Below are 19,101 nucleotides of genomic sequence, written 5' to 3'. Positions count from 1 at the left end.
GTTTTGATAATAAGTTATTTGAAGTTTGTAAAATAATTTACAACTATTATACAAGCGTTCTACAAAGGATGAAACAAAAACTCGAATAGGTTTGCTTTCAGATTAACAATATAAAAATATAAAAATGAAATCAAACAAATTAAGTGAGGTAGGTATTGTAATGTTAGTAGTTATATTGCTTTTAAGTATTTCCTGCTCAAAAGAATCGAAGTTAAATGATATTGCGCTAGAAAATATTCCTCTTAAAACTACAGGAGAACAACCTGTTCTAAATTCTTTTGAAACAAATGATGATCGGGAGGCGAACAAGATAGGAGTGGATAGGCGTCTTAAGATTATAAAAAATGCGACTTCTAAGATTAAGGTAAAAAATGTAGAAAAAGCGACACAATTGGCCAAAAATATAGCTAGAAAATATGATGGCTATGTCTCAGATGAACGTTTTACCAATACCAATACTACTAAAGAAAACCGTTTCACAATTAGAATTCCTAAAGATCATTTTGATACAGTATTAAACCAAATTTGTGAACTTTCAGAATTTGTAGAGTATAAAAATGTTTCTACAATTGATGTAACAGAAGAATACATTGATATTAGCTCACGTTTAAAAACCAAATTAGAAGTAAAACAGCGATATGAAAACATCTTGCGCACTAGCGCTAAAACTGTAGAAGATATTTTATTGGCAGAAGATAAACTTAATGAACTTCAGGAAGAGATAGAATCTGCTCAAGCTAGGTTAAATTACTTGGGAAATAAAGTTTCATATAGTACCATTCAACTCGATATGTACGAAACTGTAATTCCCAAAAAAGAACCAGAGACCTATGAACCTGGTTTTTTTGATAATGCTCAAGAGGGACTATCTTTTGGCTGGTCATTAATTAAAGGTTTGATTCTTATAGTATTCTATATTTGGCCATTGATTGTTTTGGGACTTATAATTTTGGTTTATTTTAGGATAATAAGAAATAGAAAAATATTAAATTAGGGATGCATTGTGATAAAGTTAATTTTGTATTTTGCAAAGGTGAAGGAAATACTTGCAAGATATATCCCAGAACGTGCTATTGATATGGCATTTGACCTAGTCGTTAAGTGTAATGTGCATTTAAAAATTGTAAATGAACGTGTAACACGACATGGTGATTATCGCAAAATGCCCGATGGTAGACATCAGATTACTGTAAATGCTTCGTTAAATAAATATCGTTTTTTAATTACCCTAGTGCATGAGATTGCTCATTTAATAGCTTTTGAGAAATATGGACGCTATATAAAACCCCATGGTATTGAGTGGAAGAAGACTTTTCAGCAACTTATGTTGCCTTATATTCACCCCGAAGTTTTTCCCTCAAAATTATTACCAGTATTAGCTAAGCATTTTAAAAATCCAAGGGCGAGTAGTGATACAGATGAGAAATTGTCTTTGGCACTAAAACAATACGATCCTAAAAGTGATAAAAACTACATTTTTGAGTTACCTTTAGGTAGTACATTTAGATTGTATAACGGAAAAATCTTTAAAAAAGGGAATAAGAAGGTAAAACGATATGAATGTGTAGAGCTTAATACTGGTAGAATCTATCTGTTTAACCCCAATGCAGAAGTAGAACTTTTAAACTAACTATGAATAAAAATTATTATGCCATATTAATGGCCGGTGGAGTAGGATCAAGATTTTGGCCTGTAAGTACAACAGAATTTCCAAAACAGTTTCACGATATGTTAGGAACCGGGGAAACCTTAATTCAACGTACTTTTGAGCGCTTAGCTAAAATAGTGCCTGCAGAGAATATATTTATTCTTACCAATGAAAGGTATAATGATTTGGTTCTGGAACAATTACCTAAGATAGAGCAAAGACAGGTTGTAACCGAACCTGCAATGCGAAATACAGCTCCTTGTATTTTGTATGCTGCAATGAAAATAGAAAAAGAAAACCCAGATGCCGTAATGGTAGTCGCACCAAGCGATCATTGGATAGAGGATGAAGATGCTTTTGTTTCAAATCTAAAAGATTGTTTTGTTGCATGTTCGCAAAAGGATATCTTAATGACATTAGGTATTAAGCCTACTTTTCCTAATACAGGATATGGATATATTCAATACCTCGAAGAAAGTGATCCTATTAAGGAAGTTACACAGTTTACAGAAAAGCCTAATTATGATACGGCTAAGGTGTTTTTAAGTGAAGGAAATTATCTATGGAATGCAGGTATTTTTATATGGAGTGTTTCTAGTATAATAAAAGCATTTGAAGTGTTTCAAGAAGAAATGACAGCTTTGTTCAGAAAAGGAGAAAGCTTATATAATACAGAAAATGAAAAAAACTTTATAGCAGATAACTATGCATTGGCAGAAAACATATCTATCGATTATGCTATTATAGAAAAAGCTAAGAATGTATATGTTTTACCCGCTGTTTTTGATTGGAACGATCTGGGTACATGGGGGTCATTGTATGATAAATTAGATAAAACAGATGATAAAAATGCTATAGTTAATACTCGTGTTTTACCACAAGACGCTTCGGGTAATATGATTAGAACTGCTAATAATAAAATAGTAGTAGTTGATGGATTACAAGACTATATCATAGTGGATAAGGAAGATGTGTTACTCATTTACCCTAAAAAAAAGGAACAAGATATCAAAGAAGTGCTTAAAAAAGTAAAGGAAACCTACGGAGAACAATACGGATAATATACTAATGGAAGAAAATAAAGAAGAATTTAATAATAAAACTCAAGATCAAAAAGTAGAGCAGCAGAAAGAAGCTGTAAAACAAGATGCAAAAGGGTTGTTTAAAAGTTTTTCAACTTTTTTGAAAGAATTACTTGATTTTCGAAATGATACAGATCGAGAAAGTACAATAGAATTAATTAAGGCTGATATCCCATTTAAAGGAGCTACTGCTTGGATTTTAATTTGTTCAATCTTTATTGCCTCTATAGGGCTAAATGCAAATTCGATACCTGTAGTTATTGGAGCCATGTTAATATCACCCCTTATGGGGCCTATTTTAGGTATGGGAATGTCAATTGCAGTTAATGATATAGACACATTAAGAAAATCATTAGTGAATTTTGTAGTAATGGTTGTGCTTAGTGTGATTACAGCATGGTTGTTTTTCTGGTTGTTTCCTCTTAAAGAAGAATCTTCAGAGTTATTAGCAAGAACAAAACCCGATATAAGAGATGTATTGATAGCCTTCTTTGGAGGTATGGCACTAATTATTGCCAGAACTAAAAAAGGAACAATAGCCAGTGTAATTTTTGGTGTGGCAATTGCTACAGCTTTAATGCCGCCATTATGTACGGTTGGTTTTGGGTTAGCAATAGGTAAATATGATTATGCCATAGGGGCAATGTATCTTTTTATTATTAATACAATTTTTATTGGTTTAGCAACTTTTCTAGTGCTGAAGTTGTTGAGATTCCCGATGATTAGATATGCTAATTCTGCCAAAAGAAAATTAACAGCTCGAATAGCTTCTATTCTGGCATTAGTAGTTATGATACCTGCGCTGTATACGTTTTGGGTTACTCTTAATGAAAGTAAAGCGTATGGGGATTTTGAAAGCTTTATTGCAAACGAGGTAGATGCTAATGAAAATCTGTATCTAAGAAAGCCTATATATGATTATAATAATAGAACGTTAAAATTATTTTTTGACGGTGAAATTTCAGAGGCCACAGCAAGTGATTTGCATAATGAAATTTTAAAATATGAAAGCATAAGTGATTTTAAACTTACTGTAAGAGGAAACAAAGCCAGAGGTATTGACCAAGTGTCGAAAGCTTATGACAGGTCGATAGAACAAATTAATCGTTTAGAAAAAGAAAACAGTCAACTTTTGGATGAGATTGAAGACCTTAAAATTCAGATAGCAGGTTTAGAAACCAGTCTTAGAGAAGCTAACAAAGTAATACCAGTAAAAGTATTGCCCTATGCTAGTATTGCCAAAGATGCTAAAATACGTTTCCCGGATTTAGAAAGATTAGGGTATGGTGAGGTTTTACAATCTAATTTCTTAAAAGTTGATACGGTAAAGGTGATTTTTCCTAGATGGAAATTTAAAGTGTCAGATAGTTTAAATGCTATTAGAGTTAGGTCACTACAAGAATGGATTACCAAAGAAATGAAAACAGATACCCTGCATATAGAGTAGCGTTTAAGATTAATCATAATATCTTTCCGAAAAAAAATACCGGTTACATTTGTGAAGAAGTGATTATTTAAGGTAACATTTTTGATGTAGATGACATAGATTATAATAACTATCTAAATATTAAATTTAAAATGAGAAATATTATCTTATCAGTTATTTTACTTGTATTAACTTTTGAAATTAGCGCGCAAAATGTTGATTTAAATAATAGTACCGATTATATCAGAGTTCAAAAAGTTGGAGAATCAGGGTTTTCAAGGGCTTTTGGGCTTAATGGTTCTAATCAGTTGTATATAGGTAGTGTGGAAAAAACTATTGGAAATATTCATTTTTTTAACAAAGGAACTAATCATTTAATGACAATTAGACCCAATGGATATGTTGGGATTGGTACTGTAAATCCAAGTTACAGATTAGATGTATATGGAACTTCTGAAGGGATAAAACTTGGAGATTCAGAAGGAACCTTGCTTTTTAGAAACAATACAGGAGGTGCAAATGAGATAAGGAGTTATGGTTTGAATTTAAAAATCGAGACAAGAGACACGCAAGATATATTTTTTAATAGTAATAATGGAACTTCAAGATTGATGACTATTAAAGGAGATGGAAGTGGTGTTGGAATAGGAACAATCACCCCAGATTTTGCATTAGATGTATATGGAACTTCTGAGGGGATAAAGCTTGGGGGTACTGAAGGAACCTTACTTTTTAGGAATAATACTGGAGGTGCAAATGAGATTAGGAGCTATAATTTGAATTTAGAAATTGAGACAAGAGATTCACAAGATATATCTTTTAATAGCAATAATGGAAATTTAAAATTAGTAACTATCAAAGGAGATGGAAGTGGTGTTGGTATAGGAACCACAAATCCTGGAGCTTGGAAGCTAGCTGTTAATGGTAAAATAAGAGCTAAAGAAATTAAAGTTGAAACAGGCTGGTCCGATTTTGTATTTTACGACGATTATAAATTACCAACATTAAAAGAGGTAGAAGATCATATTAAAATCAAAGGGCACTTACAAGATATTCCAAGTGCAAAAGAGGTTAAGGAAAAGGGAATATTTCTTGGAGAGATGGACGCAAAGTTGCTTCAGAAGATTGAAGAACTAACATTATATACAATTAATCAAGAAAAAAGAATTAATGAGCTAGAGGCCGAAAATGAAAATGTTGGAAAAGAGAATGAAGAATTAAAAATTTTAGCTAATAAATTCTTGGAATTACAAGAGCGACTTGAAAAATTAGAGTCTAGAAAATAGTTATAATAAAAAAGAGAAAAAAAATAGTTTACCTATGTGTGAACTATTTTTTTTGGAATATAAGTGTCAAATAAAACGTCAAAATGAAAGAATTACAATTTCCAATTAAATTTACTTTTAATATTACCACATTAGCAAATGATTTTACCGCTAAAGATGCCAGTGGAAAGACTGTAGCATATGTAAAACAAAAAATGTTTAAGCTTAAAGAAGATATTGCTATTTATGAGGATGAGAGCAAAAGTAAAGTCAATTTTAGTATTAAAGCCGATAAGTGGATAGATTTTTCTGCGGCATATAGTTTCTCTGATGCGCATGGAAATGAAACGGGTAAAATTGCTAGAAAAGGATGGGCATCATTGTGGAAAGCCGAATATGAACTGATCGATCAACATCAAAAGTTGCAATACCATATTAGAGAAGAAAATGGTTGGGTTAAAGTTTTAGATTCTTTATTAGGACAAATACCTGTTTTGAGTATGTTAACCGGTTACCTTTTTAATCCATCATACAAAGTAGTCAACTCAAAAGACGAAATTGTAATACGACTTAAAAAAGAACCTTCTTTTTTTGGCAGAAAGTTTGAAATATCAAAATTAATTCAAATAGATCAAGACGATCAAGAGCGAATATTATTGGGATTAATGATGATGATTTTACTAGAAAGACGAAGAGGATAAATGGTAGATATTATAACCCTTTTAATTGAGCATCGCGGACTTTTTTGAATAGATTTGATGAATATACAAAATCAGTAACGGCTTTGTTATCTGTTTTGAAAATTTGTGTTTTATCACCTTCCCATTCTAGATATCCGTTTTTGAGAAAGACGATTTTTTCTCCAATTTCCATTACAGAATTCATATCATGAGTATTAATCACAGTTGTGATATCATACTCTTCTGTGATTTCTTTAATCAGATTATCAATAACAATTGCGGTTCTAGGATCTAAACCAGAATTTGGTTCATCACAAAATAGGTACTTTGGTCGGGTCACTATGGCCCGAGCAATAGCTACACGTTTTTGCATCCCGCCACTAATTTCAGAAGGAAGTTTTTTGTCTGCATTTTCTAAGTTTACTCGGTTTAAAACCTCATGAACTCTTTCAGTCATTTCTTCCTTTTTTTGCTTAGTAAACATCATTAAAGGAAACATAACATTTTCTTCAACAGTCATAGAATCAAACAAGGCACTCCCTTGAAAAACCATACCCATTTGTTCTCTAAGGTCACGTTGTTGCTGCTCGTTTAAATCAGAGTATGTAGAGCCATCATAGCAGATCGTACCTTCTTCGGGAGTAAAAAGTCCTAATAGACATTTTAAAAATACCGTTTTTCCACTTCCACTAGTTCCAATTATAAGATTGGTTTTGCCTCTATCAAAAGTAGTTGTAATACCTTTTAAGATAGCTTCTCCATTAAAACCTTTATGTAAATTGATAACTTCTATCATTAGCTTAGTAATAATTGCGTGAGTACATAATTAGTGATAATAATGACTACAGTTGTCCAAACAAAGGCCGAAGTACTCGCTTTACCAACCTCTAGAGCTCCTCCTTTCATATAATACCCATGAAACGATGGTATAGTAGCTAATAAAAAGGAGTATAAGAACGTTTTTATAAAGGCATATACCAAGTGATAAGGAATAAATTCTTCTCTTAAACCCGTTAAAAAATCTGTGCTAGAAACAAAACCCCCATAAACTCCTGCAATATACGCTCCACAGATTCCTGTAAACATAGCAATAGCAATTACAAACGGATACATAAGCATCGCGATGATTTTTGGGAAAACTAAATAATTAAGAGAATTTATCCCCATGACCTCTAATGCATCAATTTGCTCTGTAACTCTCATGGTTCCTATACTGGACGTAATAAATGATCCAACTTTACCCGCCATAATTACTGATATAAAGGTAGGGGCAAACTCTAGAATTACAGACTGCCTGGAGGCAAATGCAATTAGTTTTTTAGGAATTAAAGGATTGGTAAGGTTTAATGCAGTTTGTATGGCTACAACAGCTCCAATAAAAAAGGCAAGAAATACCGTTATTCCTAAAGATCCTATAATGAGGTCATCTATTTCTTTAAAAATCAGATTTCTAATTACCGAACCTTTAGTCATTCGACTAAAAACTCCTTTAAGCATTAAAAAATAGCGACCGATATCGTCTAAGTAAAACATTCTTTATAATTAGAAAGGCTAAAATAGAAAAAAAAATAGCTACACCATTTAACCTTCTATTAAAGTTTTACATTTGCAGAAATACTATTTTAGGTAAACTCGAAAAGAGCAAGATTTATAAAATTTAAAGTAATGATAAAGAATGTATTTCTGATCGCATTATTCGTAATGTTATCTATTCCTTGTAAATCACAAGAAGCAATTCATAAATCTCCAAAATTGGTAGTCGGGATTGTAGTTGACCAAATGCGATACGACTATTTAACTCGATTTTATAATCGTTTTTGTGATGGTGGATTTAAGCGTATGATTACTAATGGATATAACTGTAAGAATAATCATTTTAACTATGTTCCTACATATACAGGACCTGGGCATACATCAGTGTATACAGGGACAACACCTCAAAACCATGGGATTATTTCGAATCATTGGTATGATAAGTTTAGTAAAAAGATGGTATACTGTGCTAATGATCCTTCTGTTAAGCCAGTGGGTTCTGATAGTGAAATGGAGCAAATGTCTCCGCATAGAATGAAAACTACTTCTGTGGCAGATCAAAATAGATTACATACACAATTAAAAGGAAAAACTATTGGAATTGCGATAAAAGATCGCGGTGCAATACTCCCTGCGGGACATACAGCTAATGGGGCGTATTGGTTTAGAGGAAAAGATGAAGGTAAATGGATTACCAGTACATATTATAGAAATGAATTACCAGAATGGGTTAAAAAATTTAACGCATCAGGAAAAGCGGCATCGTACTTTAAAGTATGGGATACCAAGGAAGATATTAAAACATATACAGAGAGTGGTAAAGATTTAAATACATTTGAAAGAGGTTTTGAAGGAAAAGAAACAGCAACATTTCCTTATGACTTAAGAAAGTTAAAGAAAGCTAATGAAGGGTATGATCTCATAAAGTCTACTGCATTTGGAAATAGTTTGACTGCAGATTTTGCTATTGAAGCTATTGATGGTGAAGCCCTGGGAGCAGATGAGGTTACAGATTTTCTTACAATTAGTTTTTCAAGTACCGATTATGTAGGACATAATTTTGGAGTAAATTCTAAAGAAGTACAGGATACATATTTAAGATTAGATGCTGATATAGAAAGGTTGTTAAACAAACTTGATCAAAAAGTAGGTAAAGGACAGTATACTGTTTTTTTAACGGCAGATCATGGAGCAGTTCATGTACCTTTATATTTACAGTCTATAAAAATTCCGGCAGGTTATTTTGACAGTAAAGTGTTTGAAGAAAAGGTAAGGTCGTATGTTAAAGAGGTCTTTAAAGCTGATAATTTAATAGAAAATATTTCAAACAATCAAATCTTTTTTGATTACAAAGAATTGATTAACAATGCTATCGATGCAGAAAAACTTCAAAAGAGTATAGCACATTTTATATTGCAAGAAAACCAAGTAGATAAAGTTTTTACCAGAAGTCAACTTGAATCTGTTGAGTATACATCGGGTATTGCAAGATTAATTCAGAAAGGTTTTAATCAAAAAAGAAGTGGAGACGTCGTTGTTATTATGGATCCAGCTACAATATCATATTCTAAGACTGGTTCTACTCATGGTAGCGGAATGATATATGACACACATGCTCCATTATTGTTTTTCGGACATGGTATTAAAAAAGGAAGCACGACTCAAAAAACTAAGATAACAGATATTGCACCAACTATTTCAGCTTTGTTAGGGATTACATTTCCTAATGGTGCAACGGGAGATGTATTGTCTTTTGTTATTCAATAAAGGGCTCATAAAAAGTCTCAATATTTAGGTGTATTGAGACTTTTTTACAAAAAAAATCAATAGTGAAAAGCTATATTTTTAGCGTATTAAATAATTCAATTAATTCTGGATGGGAAGGCCTCGGCGCATTTGCATCGACAATTTTTCCTGCAGGATCAATGAGTATAAATCGTGGGATACCCTTAATATTATATTTTGTAATAAATGTCGATTGCATTGCATTATCCGAAAACAATTGAATTCCTCCTAGTTCTTTTTCTTGAATCATAGCTTTCCATTTATCATAGCTTTGTTTTTGATCAACAGAGATGCTCACAAATTTAATATTTCTACTTTCGTATTTCTTTTCAATTTTTTTTAGCGAAGGGATTTCTTTTATACATGGTGCGCACCATGTTGCCCATACATCAATGTAAACATATTTCCCTCTTAAATTTTCTAAGCTAGTTCTTCCTCCTTTGAAATTTTCATAATCAAATGTAGGCGAATCATTCCCTTTTGCAACAGCTTTAATACGATCGTATGCATTGGTAATCTCTTCGCGTACTTTTTTATTGGAGATGTTACTCATTAATAACTTATATATATCTTCATTGTTTGCATTACCTGGTTTTAATTTATGACCAACAATACTTTTTAATTGGTAATCTTTAATGTTATTGCTTGTAAGCGGGTTTAACACTGCTAGAACTGCTTTATGATAAGGGATACTGTCTTCTGAAGCTTTTTTATAAGCATCAATTTGTATTTTATTATGAATTAAGTACCAGTAAGGAATTGATCTCTTAAAATCTTCGCCATTGTCAATGTCTAGTGCGTTTCCCTCATCAAGAAAACCTTCAGGAAATTTAAAATCTGGTTGCTTGGTTAAATATTTATAGCTAGCTGGGTATAACCTATAAACATAGTCAAGGTAGTGATAGTGATTATCTCTCTTTTCCTCTTGTACAAACTGTGGTTTCATATTAGGATGTTTAAGAATAAGATTATCCAAATCGGTTTTGAAATCTGCTATTTTAGCTTTAAATACGGTAGGTTTTTGTAGATAAAAAGAGTCTTTTTGTTTTTTTAGTTGTTGTTTAAGATTTGTAATGACAGAATCTTTAAGAGCTAGATACTTATTTTCAGTGACCAAATCACCAGTAAATTTCGTGCTCTTAAGATGGTCTAAATCTAGATGTATATTTAATACTTTGTCTTGTTCCAAATAGATGGCAGAACTAAATGTCTTATCATCTGTTAAGAAATACTTTCCACTATAAGGTAAGGAAATAGTATCTCTGAAACTCCCTTCTGATGAAAGCATTATTTCATGGGAAAAACCGTATTGGTCGAATTCCTTAATGTTTAAAGGTGTATTGGAGTGATTTAATATAGACCCAGTTAGGATCACATAATCTGTAGTTTCTTTTTTTTCTCTATGGCATGAAACCGTAAATAATAAAATCAGAAGTAGGGTGAATAGACTTGTTTTCATATCGGAATAAGGTTACATATTTATTGCAAATATAGTACAAATTAATTTTTCAACTAATTTTTTAGTTGAAAAGAGTCAAATCAAACAAATACTTTAGAATACTGATACTTTCTTTGTTTAAAAGATTTTTTTCTTTATACTTCTCCATCGCAGTTTACGTATAAATTTCCCTTCTTCTTTGGACACAAGAAAAGATTGTTTTTGCGCTTTGAAAAAGCCTAAAAGATAATCAATAATAAGTCTTGGTTGTTTTTTAAGTATTGCTAGTTTTAACGAGGCAATTAATGTAATCCAAAAGCCGTAGCGCATACGATAAAAAGCTTCGCCTTGTTTATATTTTGCTTTAGAATTGTAGGTGTTTCCGGTTGGTTTTAAGTGTTTAACTTTTAAAGAGGAGTCGGTTTTGATTTGCCAACCATGGTATTGCGCAAGTAATTCATCTATCGTATCCCATCCCATTGCTCGTTTAAGGCCACCAATATTTTCAAAACATGATTTTCGATACGCCTTTAACGCTCCACGGATATGATCTTTATTGGTTAAATTCTCTAATACCCATTTTTGGTTTTTTTCTATATAGCAAAATCCCCCAACCATACCTATTTGGTTAGTATTATTAAAATGACTAACCATTTTTTCTAGATAATCAGATGGAAAAATAAGATCAGCATCAAATTTGCAAATAATATCATAATTAGAGTCTACATCTTTATATCCTTCATAGAACGCATTAATAACCTTACTACCTGGTAGGTGATCTTGCGAGGAATTTATTTTTACCTGTGTTATAAAATTGTAGTTATTTCTAAAGTTATTAATAATATCTTCTGTGTTGTCTGTAGAATTGTCATTAACAACTACTATTTTTTTTGGCAGTAATGTTTGAGAAACTAAAGACTCAAGTGTATGAGAAATATAACATTCTTCATTATGAGCTGGTATGATGATATATATGTCCAAATTTTGTGCTCTAGTTTTTTATTCTTTCAGCATATATAATATAGTATCTAGGGGTGAAGAGCCGTAGTAGCGGTCGAAATCCAATCTTTTTTATAGGATGTGTCCATTTGTCTCTAGCTTTTATTTCCCATCCAGACTTTTCCAGGAGCCAATCAAATTGCCAATCTTCGAATTCATGGTAATGTCGATCCCAAGGATCTGTTTTACTCCTATAGGCAGGAGAAAACCAAAGTTTTAAGGGGATTGAAGCTACCAATTTATCGGCACTACTATCCCTTAATACGTTAAAAGGAGCAAGTAAATGTTCAAAGATTTCAAAAGCAGTGATAACTTCTGCACTGTTGTTTTTTACGACTTCGGTATTGATATCCAAATCTTCACCAGAAGTATTTTGAACAGAGTAGCCCTCTTTTTCCATAAACTCTACAAAAGGGTTTTTCACACCTAGGTCAAGAATATGTGCCGGAGATGGAACGTGATTTCTAAGAAATTCTAAAGTTTTTTGATATCGTTTATGAGGAAAAGTCCCTTCGTACATGGTTGTTAAATCAGTAATTATGAACGTAAAAATAGATAATTACGTACATTACTTCGACTACAATTGGTAGTTTTTTTAAACAACACTAATGCTGGTATAATATGGCATTAATATTCATACCCGCTCCAACACTGGCAAATAGAATGATATCACCTTGATTAATACGTTGATCTTGTATTTTTTCTTTAAGAATAAGATCATATAATGTTGGGATCGTAGCTACACTACTATTTCCTAGTTTTTTTATACTCATAGGCATAATTCCTTCTGGAACTTTTTTACCATAAAGATTATAAAATCGTTTTACAATCGCTTCATCCATTTTTTCATTTGCCTGATGAATTAGAATTTTGGAAATATCGTCAATATTGATCCCAGTCTTATCTATACAAACTTTCATAGCATTGGGTACATGATTTAATGCAAATTCATATATTTTACGACCGTGCATTTTGATATACCTGTTATCATCTTTTAATTTGTCGTTATAGGTTTTTCCGAAAAACAGAAAATTACTTTCTTCTAAAGTATGAGACGCACTTACTGTAGAGAGGATTCCTCCGATACTTTTTGTTATTTCTAAAATAGAAGCGCCGGCCCCATCAGAATAAATCATAGAATCTCTATCATGTTCATCAATAACACGTGATAAGGTTTCTGCGCCAATAACAAGGCATTTTTTTGCCATATCACCCTTAATGAATGATTGAGCTTGGATAATACCTTCTATCCAACCAGGGCATCCAAAGAGCAGGTCATAGGCAACACAATATGGGTTTTTAATCTTAAGTTTATGTTTTACTCTTGATGCTAAGCTTGGAACGGTATCTGCTTGTGAAGAATCTTTAGAAACATCTCCAAAATTATGTGCTACGATAATGTAATCAAGTGTCTCAGGATCAATTTTAGCGTTTTCAATGGCTTTCTGAGCAGAAAGAAATGCTAAATCAGAGGTGTTTTGTTGTTTTGATGCGTATCTACGTTCTTCAATACCCGTAATTCTTCTAAATTTCTCAATTATAATATCAGTAGAGTGTTCAATTTGGACTCCATCTCCATTAAAGAATTGATGATGCGCAAAATCTTCATTTTTCTCTACTTCTGTAGGTATATAGCTACCTGTCCCCGTTATTTTGATGTTCATAATTCTCTTCTTTAACTTTATGGACGGGAAGGTAGTGAATATAAACCCAATTATTATGCATGCATAATATATATTACAATGCCCAAGCTTTTTTTATTGAAGATAATTATGTTCTGATTATTGGGTTTTAATTTGAATTACTGTTGCGATAGACAAAGCTCGTGTTTTGATTAACTCTGCTTGTTCTCCTTTGAAATGTGTATTTACAGTGGTATTAAAAAGTAGTAGCCAAGTATCAAAATCTTGTTGTTGAAGTTCTTTTTTTAAGTGTAAATCTTTATGAATTTGAAGAACGTTCTTTTTATACTCTCCTTTTCTGAATAATTGTTGTTCCCAAAAGTTAGTTATATGCGGAAGATGTTCTTCGAGTTTGATCTTGGCAATTTTTGTAAAAAAAACACCAATTACAGGATCGGTTAGCGCCTCTTTGTAAAAGGTCCTCATTAGAAATTCTATATCCTTTCTTGTGGTAATATCCTTCATTTTTGAATTGTAATGAGAAAGAGACAACTGTTAAGTTGCCTCTTTATAATTTCTACGTATTTCTTTTTATACCTCTGCTTCCATATACTCTTCAATCGGAGCACAAGTACAAATTAAGTTTCTATCACCATAGGCGTCATCTACACGTCTTACAGATGGCCAGAATTTATTTTCTGCGATATACTCTAGCGGATATGCTGCTTGTTCTCTAGTATAAGGGAACTCCCAATTGTCTGTAGTTAACATCGCCAGTGTATGCGGTGCGTTTTTCATCACATTATTTGGATTTTCTGAACTTGCACTTGCTATTTCTTGACGAATTGATAGTAGGGCATCACAAAAACGATCTAATTCTGCTTTACTTTCACTTTCTGTAGGTTCAATCATTATTGTGCCTGCTACAGGAAAAGATACAGTTGGTGCATGAAACCCATAATCCATAAGTCTCTTTGCGATATCTGTTACTTCTATACCATTAGCTTTAAAAGGTCGACAATCAATAATCATTTCGTGAGCGGCTCTTCCTCTTTCACCGACATATAAAACACTATAATGCCCGTCTAGTCTTTCTTTGATGTAATTGGCATTTAATATTGCATATTCGGTTGACTCTTTTAGACCTTTAGCACCTAGCATAGTAATATATCCGTACGATATCAAACACGCCAGAGCAGATCCCCAAGGAGCTGCAGAAATTGCCGTGATAGCATTATCGCCTCCTGTTTCAATTACTGGATTTCCTGGTAAAAAGGGAACTAGTTGTGGTGCTACGCAAATAGGTCCTACTCCAGGACCACCGCCACCATGAGGTATTGCAAACGTCTTATGTAAGTTTAAGTGACAAACATCAGCGCCAATAACTCCTGGATTTGTTAAACCAACTTGAGCATTCATATTAGCACCATCCATATATACTTGACCACCATTATCGTGGATGATTTTTGTTATCTCTTTAATCGCAGATTCATAAACTCCATGAGTAGATGGGTATGTAACCATTAATGCCGAAAGATTGTCTTTATACTTAAGTGCTTTTTCTCTTAAATCATCTACATCAATATTACCTTCTTCTGTAGCTTTAGTTACAACTACTTTCATACCTGCCATAACTGCAGAAGCAGGGTTAGTACCATGTGCAGATGATGGTATTAAACAAATGTTTCTGTGATGATCATTTCTGGACTCATGATATGCTCTAATCACCATTAAGCCTGCAAATTCACCTTGTGCACCAGAATTTGGTTGCAAAGATGTTGCGGCAAATCCAGTGATTTCTGTAAGTTGATCTTCAAGCTTTTTTAATACTTCTTGATATCCTTGAGCCTGATTTATTGGAGCAAAAGGGTGGATGTTTCCCCATTGCGGATCACTAAGCGGTAACATTTCTGACGCTGCATTAAGTTTCATAGTACATGATCCAAGAGGGATCATAGAATGATTTAATGACAGATCTTTTCGTTCTAACTTTTTAATGTAACGCATTAATTCTGTTTCTGAATGATACGTATTAAACACATCGTTAGATAAGAACGCTGTAGTACGTTTTAAACTACTGCTAATTATGTTACTTTCTTCTAGCTCTTTAATTTGAGTACTATCTTTTTGAGCTACAGTAGCAAAGATTGATACAATCGTATTGAGATCCTCAATAGTCGTTGCTTCATTTAGAGATATAGAAATGGTGTTCGAATCTGGATAGAAGAAATTTACATCATGCTTTTCGGCAACTTCTTTTACTTTTTTGGCATCGGCTTGTATACGAATAGTATCAAAAAATACAGAATTTAATTGTTTAAATTCTAAAGCTTCTATTGTTTTACTTAAGGTTACTGCCGAAGCATTTACTTTGTTTGCGATGTATTGTAATCCTTCTGGACCGTGATATACCCCATACATACCAGCCATTACAGCCAGTAATACTTGTGCAGTACAGATGTTGGAAGTTGCTTTATCTCTCTTAATATGTTGTTCTCGAGTTTGAAGCGCCATACGCAATGCTCGATTACCATTAGTGTCTTGAGTAACACCAATTATTCTTCCTGGGATATTTCTTTTGTACGCTTCTCTTGTGGCAAAGTAAGCAGCATGAGGTCCACCGTAACCTAGTGGAATTCCGAAACGCTGCGTTGTACCGACAACTACATCTGCATCAAAGCTTCCTGGTGATTTTAGTGAAACTAAACTTAAAATATCAGCAGCTACAGCAACTTTAATATTAGAAAGATGAGCTTTTTCAACAAAATCGGCATAGTCATATACTTCTCCTGATTTACCTGGATATTGTAAGATGGCACCATAAAACTGTTCTGAAAAATCGAACTCCTGATGATCTCCAATAATCAATTCGATGTCAAGAGGTATCGCTCTTGTTTTAAGAAGAGATAGTGTTTGTGGTAAGATTTCTTCGGAAACAAAAAACTTATTGACGTTATTTTTTTTCTGATCTCTCGAACGAACCGAAAATAACATTGTCATAGCTTCGGCTGCCGCAGTACTTTCATCTAAAAGAGATGCGTTGGCTAGCTCCATTCCTGTAAGGTCACATATCATGGTTTGATAATTTAATAGTGCCTCTAGTCTTCCTTGAGCAATTTCTGCCTGATAAGGAGTATATGCAGTATACCAACCCGGGTTTTCTAATATATTACGTTGAATTACGGCTGGCAAACAAGCTTCGTGATATCCTAAACCAATATAACTTTTAAATACTTTATTCTTAGAAGATAGACTTTGCATATGCGCCGAGTATTCTTGTTCGCTCATTGCAGAATCAAGATTAAGCGGTTGTTTTAAAAGAATATCATCTGGAATAGTTTCATAAATAAGTTGCTCGATAGAATCTACTTTTATAGTATTGAGCATACTGCTTAAGTCTCTCGTTGAAGGACCAATATGACGCAGTTTAAATGAGTCAGTTTTCATAGCAAAAAAACAGTTGAAATTGAGATTTCAAAAATACATATTTAATCCTGAAAATTTCACAATTAATTAACGAGAAGGTGTCAAGTTTTTAACCAACTTCGGGGGGTTATTAACAGATTACCCTAAATTTGCAACGTGGAAACCTTAAAAAGTATTTTTAGATTTTATATAAATAGTAGTATTCATGTTTCTTTAGCAGTGTGTGCTTTAGTTCAGGTAACCTTAATTAAAATAGGGTTTCCTTACGATTATACAATTCTTTTTTATAGCTTTTTCACTTCTCTGGTAGCCTATAATTTTGTCAAATATTCTAAAGTATCTAAGTTATACCATAAGCGCTTAACAAAATCGATGAAAAGCATTCATTTGTTAACGTTACTGGCTTGTATAGGATTTGTATACACAGTTTTTAAAATACCATTCGAAACGGTATTATATACATCTCCTTTTATTGCATTAACCATATTGTATACCGTGCCAGTATTTCCTAATAATAAGAATCTGAGAAGTCTAGCAGGTGTCAAAATCTTTATAATAGGAGCAGTTTGGGCAGGTATTACAGTTTTAGTTCCACTTGTTTATGCAGGAGAGAATCTGATGAATTTTGATTTTATTGTCGAAATAGTGCAACGATTTTTATTTATAGTGGTTATGATGTTGCCATTTGAGATAAGAGATCTTCAGTATGATGATCTTTCTTTAGAAACAGTTCCTCAAAAAATTGGAGTAACAAGAACAAAAGTGTTTGGCAGTATTTTATTGGTATTATTTTTATTGTTAACTGCAGTAAAGGACGAACTTAACTCTATAGAGATATTAAGTACGATTTTAGTTACGACTATAAGTCTTTTGTTCTTGTGGGGCACAGAAAAAAAACAATCAGAATATTATTGTTCTTTTTGGGTAGAGAGTGTTCCTATTTTTTGGTTACTAATACTATTCGTACTAGAGAACCTATTTAGTTAACTCTTCATGTAGTTTTTGTTTCATCACTTTCTTTTGTGAAACATCTATCGCCTGAATGTTAGATTTTTCTATCATTTGCGTAAGTTTGGTATTTCTTTTAGAATACGCTCGAGTCACTCTGCAGTATACTAAACGCAGATTGAGCTGTATAATTTCTAATGCACTTGCTTCTCCGTATTGATTTTTATCACAGATATACTTTGCCTGTTCGCATGACACGAATATGTTATTAGTAGTTTTCATTGCATATTATGTTATTTTAATTTGGGGCGTGGTTAATGTTAACCCTATTCTAGCATTTTTTGTTTAAGTTTTTCTTTCATTGCCTCTTTTTGTGATCTATCAATACTTATCACTTTTGGGTCTTTCACTAATTTTGTTAGCTTCATATTTTTAGCAGTATATTTTCTACATGCTTTACAATATATTAGATGTATATTAAGCTTTACTTTTTCCCAAAAAGTTGCTTCTTTATATTGATTCTTATCACAAAAGTGATTTGCTTCAGAACAACTGACTAAAATTTTGTTTTCTTTACTCATTTTATTTCTAATACCAATTTTTTTCTAAACATTCGGCCATTGCCGTACGAGCTCTATGTATTATGACCCATAGGTTAGACGCAGTAATATCAAATTCATTACAAATAGCTTCGGTATCAAAGCCTTGTATAGTTTTCATTTTAAAGATAACAGCTTGCTTCTCTGGTAACTTATCCAAACAACTGTGTATGGCTAAGCCCAATTCTTCATTTTCTATTTCACTTTCAGCATTACCATCAAAAGGATCTGCAACTCGCTCTTCTAGCCAATCTCCTTCAGTTTCAGAATCTGTACTATAATTTATTCTTACTTCAGCCTTACCTTTATTACTATTTATTTTTCGATAATAGTCAATAATCTTTCTTTTCAAAATCGAAATAAGCCAGGTACGCTCGCTCGCTTCTCCTTTAAAGTTTTTCATCGATTTAAGACCTGCAAAAAACGTTTCTTGTACCAGATCTTGAGCAATTTCTCTATCATCAACTCGTACAATCGTGTAATTGAATAGGTAATCACTATACTTATCAATCCATGAATTGGGGTCTATGGTGTTTGTTGACATGATTTTTTCTATTGTTGTATTCCCCAAAAATAGGATAAAAAGTTGAATCTTAATGTGCTTACTTAACGAATAATTAGTTGTAATACTTTTTGCTTCCTTACAAAGA

Annotated in this window: 19 protein-coding genes; 8 read left to right on the top strand and 11 right to left on the bottom strand. The window is 32.7% G+C overall.

The features are described 5' to 3' along the window. Window positions 1-124 precede the first annotated feature (124 nt). The 6 genes from AWE51_RS14465 (at window position 125) to AWE51_RS14440 (ending at window position 6,122) form a co-directional block, all read left to right on the top strand. A complete protein-coding gene (locus tag AWE51_RS14465) occupies window positions 125-994 on the top strand; it encodes a DUF4349 domain-containing protein (protein WP_066314564.1) in 870 nt (289 codons plus the stop codon). Between the two features lie 39 nt (window positions 995-1,033). Then, window positions 1,034-1,630 carry a SprT-like domain-containing protein gene (locus AWE51_RS14460; protein WP_066314563.1) on the top strand — a complete coding sequence of 199 codons (597 nt, stop codon included), beginning with the start codon at window positions 1,034-1,036 and terminating at the stop codon, window positions 1,628-1,630. A 2-nt stretch (window positions 1,631-1,632) separates the two neighbouring features. Next, window positions 1,633-2,709: a mannose-1-phosphate guanylyltransferase gene (locus AWE51_RS14455; protein WP_066314561.1), complete on the top strand. Its 1,077-nt coding sequence runs from the start codon at window positions 1,633-1,635 to the stop codon at window positions 2,707-2,709. 7 nt (window positions 2,710-2,716) lie between these two features. Next, window positions 2,717-4,177, top strand: coding sequence for a DUF389 domain-containing protein (locus AWE51_RS14450; RefSeq protein ID WP_066314560.1), 1,461 nt, complete (start codon window positions 2,717-2,719; stop codon window positions 4,175-4,177). A 131-nt stretch (window positions 4,178-4,308) separates the two neighbouring features. Further along, entirely contained in the window at window positions 4,309-5,442 is a 1,134-nt protein-coding gene (locus AWE51_RS14445) for a hypothetical protein (RefSeq protein WP_066314559.1), read from the top strand. Between the two features lie 83 nt (window positions 5,443-5,525). Then, window positions 5,526-6,122, top strand: coding sequence for an LURP-one-related/scramblase family protein (locus AWE51_RS14440; RefSeq protein WP_066314557.1), 597 nt, complete (start codon window positions 5,526-5,528; stop codon window positions 6,120-6,122). A 10-nt stretch (window positions 6,123-6,132) separates the two neighbouring features. Here AWE51_RS14440 and AWE51_RS14435 read toward each other — a convergent pair whose 3' ends face one another. Further along, on the bottom strand, window positions 6,133-6,897 hold the full coding sequence (locus AWE51_RS14435; protein WP_066314556.1) for an ABC transporter ATP-binding protein: 765 nt from the start codon (window positions 6,895-6,897) through the stop codon (window positions 6,133-6,135). After that, window positions 6,897-7,634 carry an MlaE family ABC transporter permease gene (locus AWE51_RS14430; RefSeq protein WP_066314553.1) on the bottom strand — a complete coding sequence of 246 codons (738 nt, stop codon included), beginning with the start codon at window positions 7,632-7,634 and terminating at the stop codon, window positions 6,897-6,899. Before AWE51_RS14430 ends, AWE51_RS14435 begins: the two co-directional genes overlap by 1 nt. A 132-nt stretch (window positions 7,635-7,766) precedes the next feature. Here AWE51_RS14430 and pafA point away from each other — a divergent pair, with 132 nt between their 5' ends. Then, window positions 7,767-9,401 carry an alkaline phosphatase PafA gene (pafA, locus tag AWE51_RS14425; RefSeq protein WP_066314552.1) on the top strand — a complete coding sequence of 545 codons (1,635 nt, stop codon included), beginning with the start codon at window positions 7,767-7,769 and terminating at the stop codon, window positions 9,399-9,401. Window positions 9,402-9,471: 70 nt separating this feature from the next. Here the strand turns inward: pafA and AWE51_RS14420 are convergent, their stop codons facing one another. From AWE51_RS14420 to gcvP, 6 genes are all read right to left on the bottom strand, one after another. Beyond that, window positions 9,472-10,878: a TlpA family protein disulfide reductase gene (locus tag AWE51_RS14420; RefSeq protein ID WP_066314550.1), complete on the bottom strand. Its 1,407-nt coding sequence runs from the start codon at window positions 10,876-10,878 to the stop codon at window positions 9,472-9,474. A 117-nt stretch (window positions 10,879-10,995) separates the two neighbouring features. Beyond that, complete coding sequence (locus tag AWE51_RS14415; protein WP_066314549.1) at window positions 10,996-11,838, bottom strand: glycosyltransferase; 843 nt, start codon at window positions 11,836-11,838, stop codon at window positions 10,996-10,998. A gap of 10 nt (window positions 11,839-11,848) precedes the next feature. Beyond that, window positions 11,849-12,376, bottom strand: a complete 528-nt coding sequence (locus AWE51_RS14410; RefSeq protein ID WP_066314548.1) for a methyltransferase — start codon at window positions 12,374-12,376, stop codon at window positions 11,849-11,851. 85 nt (window positions 12,377-12,461) lie between these two features. After that, window positions 12,462-13,520: a 3-oxoacyl-ACP synthase III family protein gene (locus AWE51_RS14405; RefSeq protein ID WP_066314547.1), complete on the bottom strand. Its 1,059-nt coding sequence runs from the start codon at window positions 13,518-13,520 to the stop codon at window positions 12,462-12,464. A 117-nt stretch (window positions 13,521-13,637) separates the two neighbouring features. Next, window positions 13,638-14,003: a group III truncated hemoglobin gene (locus tag AWE51_RS14400; RefSeq protein WP_066314545.1), complete on the bottom strand. Its 366-nt coding sequence runs from the start codon at window positions 14,001-14,003 to the stop codon at window positions 13,638-13,640. Window positions 14,004-14,069: 66 nt separating this feature from the next. Beyond that, the gene (gene gcvP / locus AWE51_RS14395; protein ID WP_066314544.1) at window positions 14,070-16,925 is read right to left on the bottom strand and encodes an aminomethyl-transferring glycine dehydrogenase; all 2,856 of its coding nucleotides are present in this window, start codon (window positions 16,923-16,925) and stop codon (window positions 14,070-14,072) included. Window positions 16,926-17,060: 135 nt separating this feature from the next. On the opposite strand from gcvP, the gene AWE51_RS14390 reads away from it, so the two are divergent. Next, entirely contained in the window at window positions 17,061-17,891 is an 831-nt protein-coding gene (locus tag AWE51_RS14390) for a UbiA prenyltransferase family protein (RefSeq protein ID WP_066314542.1), read from the top strand. On the opposite strand, the gene AWE51_RS14385 is transcribed toward AWE51_RS14390, so the two are convergent. Genes AWE51_RS14385 through AWE51_RS14375 form a run of 3 tightly spaced genes read right to left on the bottom strand, consistent with a single transcriptional unit; the run spans window position 17,880 to window position 18,995 of the window. After that, complete coding sequence (locus AWE51_RS14385) at window positions 17,880-18,134, bottom strand: hypothetical protein (RefSeq protein WP_066314539.1); 255 nt, start codon at window positions 18,132-18,134, stop codon at window positions 17,880-17,882. The genes AWE51_RS14390 and AWE51_RS14385 overlap by 12 nt on opposite strands. Before the next feature lie 44 nt (window positions 18,135-18,178). Further along, window positions 18,179-18,433, bottom strand: a complete 255-nt coding sequence (locus AWE51_RS14380) for a hypothetical protein (protein ID WP_066314537.1) — start codon at window positions 18,431-18,433, stop codon at window positions 18,179-18,181. Window positions 18,434-18,440: 7 nt separating this feature from the next. Then, complete coding sequence (locus tag AWE51_RS14375; RefSeq protein WP_066314536.1) at window positions 18,441-18,995, bottom strand: sigma-70 family RNA polymerase sigma factor; 555 nt, start codon at window positions 18,993-18,995, stop codon at window positions 18,441-18,443. Between the last annotated feature and the right edge of the window lie 106 nt (window positions 18,996-19,101).

The organism is Aquimarina aggregata (assembly GCF_001632745.1).
GTDB lineage: Bacteria > Bacteroidota > Bacteroidia > Flavobacteriales > Flavobacteriaceae > Aquimarina > Aquimarina aggregata.
The sequence above is the reverse complement of the archived record's forward strand: the minus strand, read 5'-3'. Positions and strand labels throughout refer to the sequence as shown.

Coding starts and splice junctions, on each gene's coding strand:
- AWE51_RS14465 (WP_066314564.1), top strand. CDS start 125: ATGAAATCAAACAAATTAAGTGAGGTAGGTATTGTAATGTTAGTAGTT.
- AWE51_RS14455 (WP_066314561.1), top strand. CDS start 1,633: ATGAATAAAAATTATTATGCCATATTAATGGCCGGTGGAGTAGGATCA.
- AWE51_RS14450 (WP_066314560.1), top strand. CDS start 2,717: ATGGAAGAAAATAAAGAAGAATTTAATAATAAAACTCAAGATCAAAAA.
- AWE51_RS14445 (WP_066314559.1), top strand. CDS start 4,309: ATGAGAAATATTATCTTATCAGTTATTTTACTTGTATTAACTTTTGAA.
- AWE51_RS14440 (WP_066314557.1), top strand. CDS start 5,526: ATGAAAGAATTACAATTTCCAATTAAATTTACTTTTAATATTACCACA.
- AWE51_RS14435 (WP_066314556.1), bottom strand. CDS start 6,897: ATGATAGAAGTTATCAATTTACATAAAGGTTTTAATGGAGAAGCTATC.
- AWE51_RS14430 (WP_066314553.1), bottom strand. CDS start 7,634: ATGTTTTACTTAGACGATATCGGTCGCTATTTTTTAATGCTTAAAGGA.
- pafA (WP_066314552.1), top strand. CDS start 7,767: ATGATAAAGAATGTATTTCTGATCGCATTATTCGTAATGTTATCTATT.
- AWE51_RS14420 (WP_066314550.1), bottom strand. CDS start 10,878: ATGAAAACAAGTCTATTCACCCTACTTCTGATTTTATTATTTACGGTT.
- AWE51_RS14410 (WP_066314548.1), bottom strand. CDS start 12,376: ATGTACGAAGGGACTTTTCCTCATAAACGATATCAAAAAACTTTAGAA.
- AWE51_RS14405 (WP_066314547.1), bottom strand. CDS start 13,520: ATGAACATCAAAATAACGGGGACAGGTAGCTATATACCTACAGAAGTA.
- AWE51_RS14400 (WP_066314545.1), bottom strand. CDS start 14,003: ATGAAGGATATTACCACAAGAAAGGATATAGAATTTCTAATGAGGACC.
- gcvP (WP_066314544.1), bottom strand. CDS start 16,925: ATGAAAACTGACTCATTTAAACTGCGTCATATTGGTCCTTCAACGAGA.
- AWE51_RS14385 (WP_066314539.1), bottom strand. CDS start 18,134: ATGAAAACTACTAATAACATATTCGTGTCATGCGAACAGGCAAAGTAT.
- AWE51_RS14380 (WP_066314537.1), bottom strand. CDS start 18,433: ATGAGTAAAGAAAACAAAATTTTAGTCAGTTGTTCTGAAGCAAATCAC.
- AWE51_RS14375 (WP_066314536.1), bottom strand. CDS start 18,995: ATGTCAACAAACACCATAGACCCCAATTCATGGATTGATAAGTATAGT.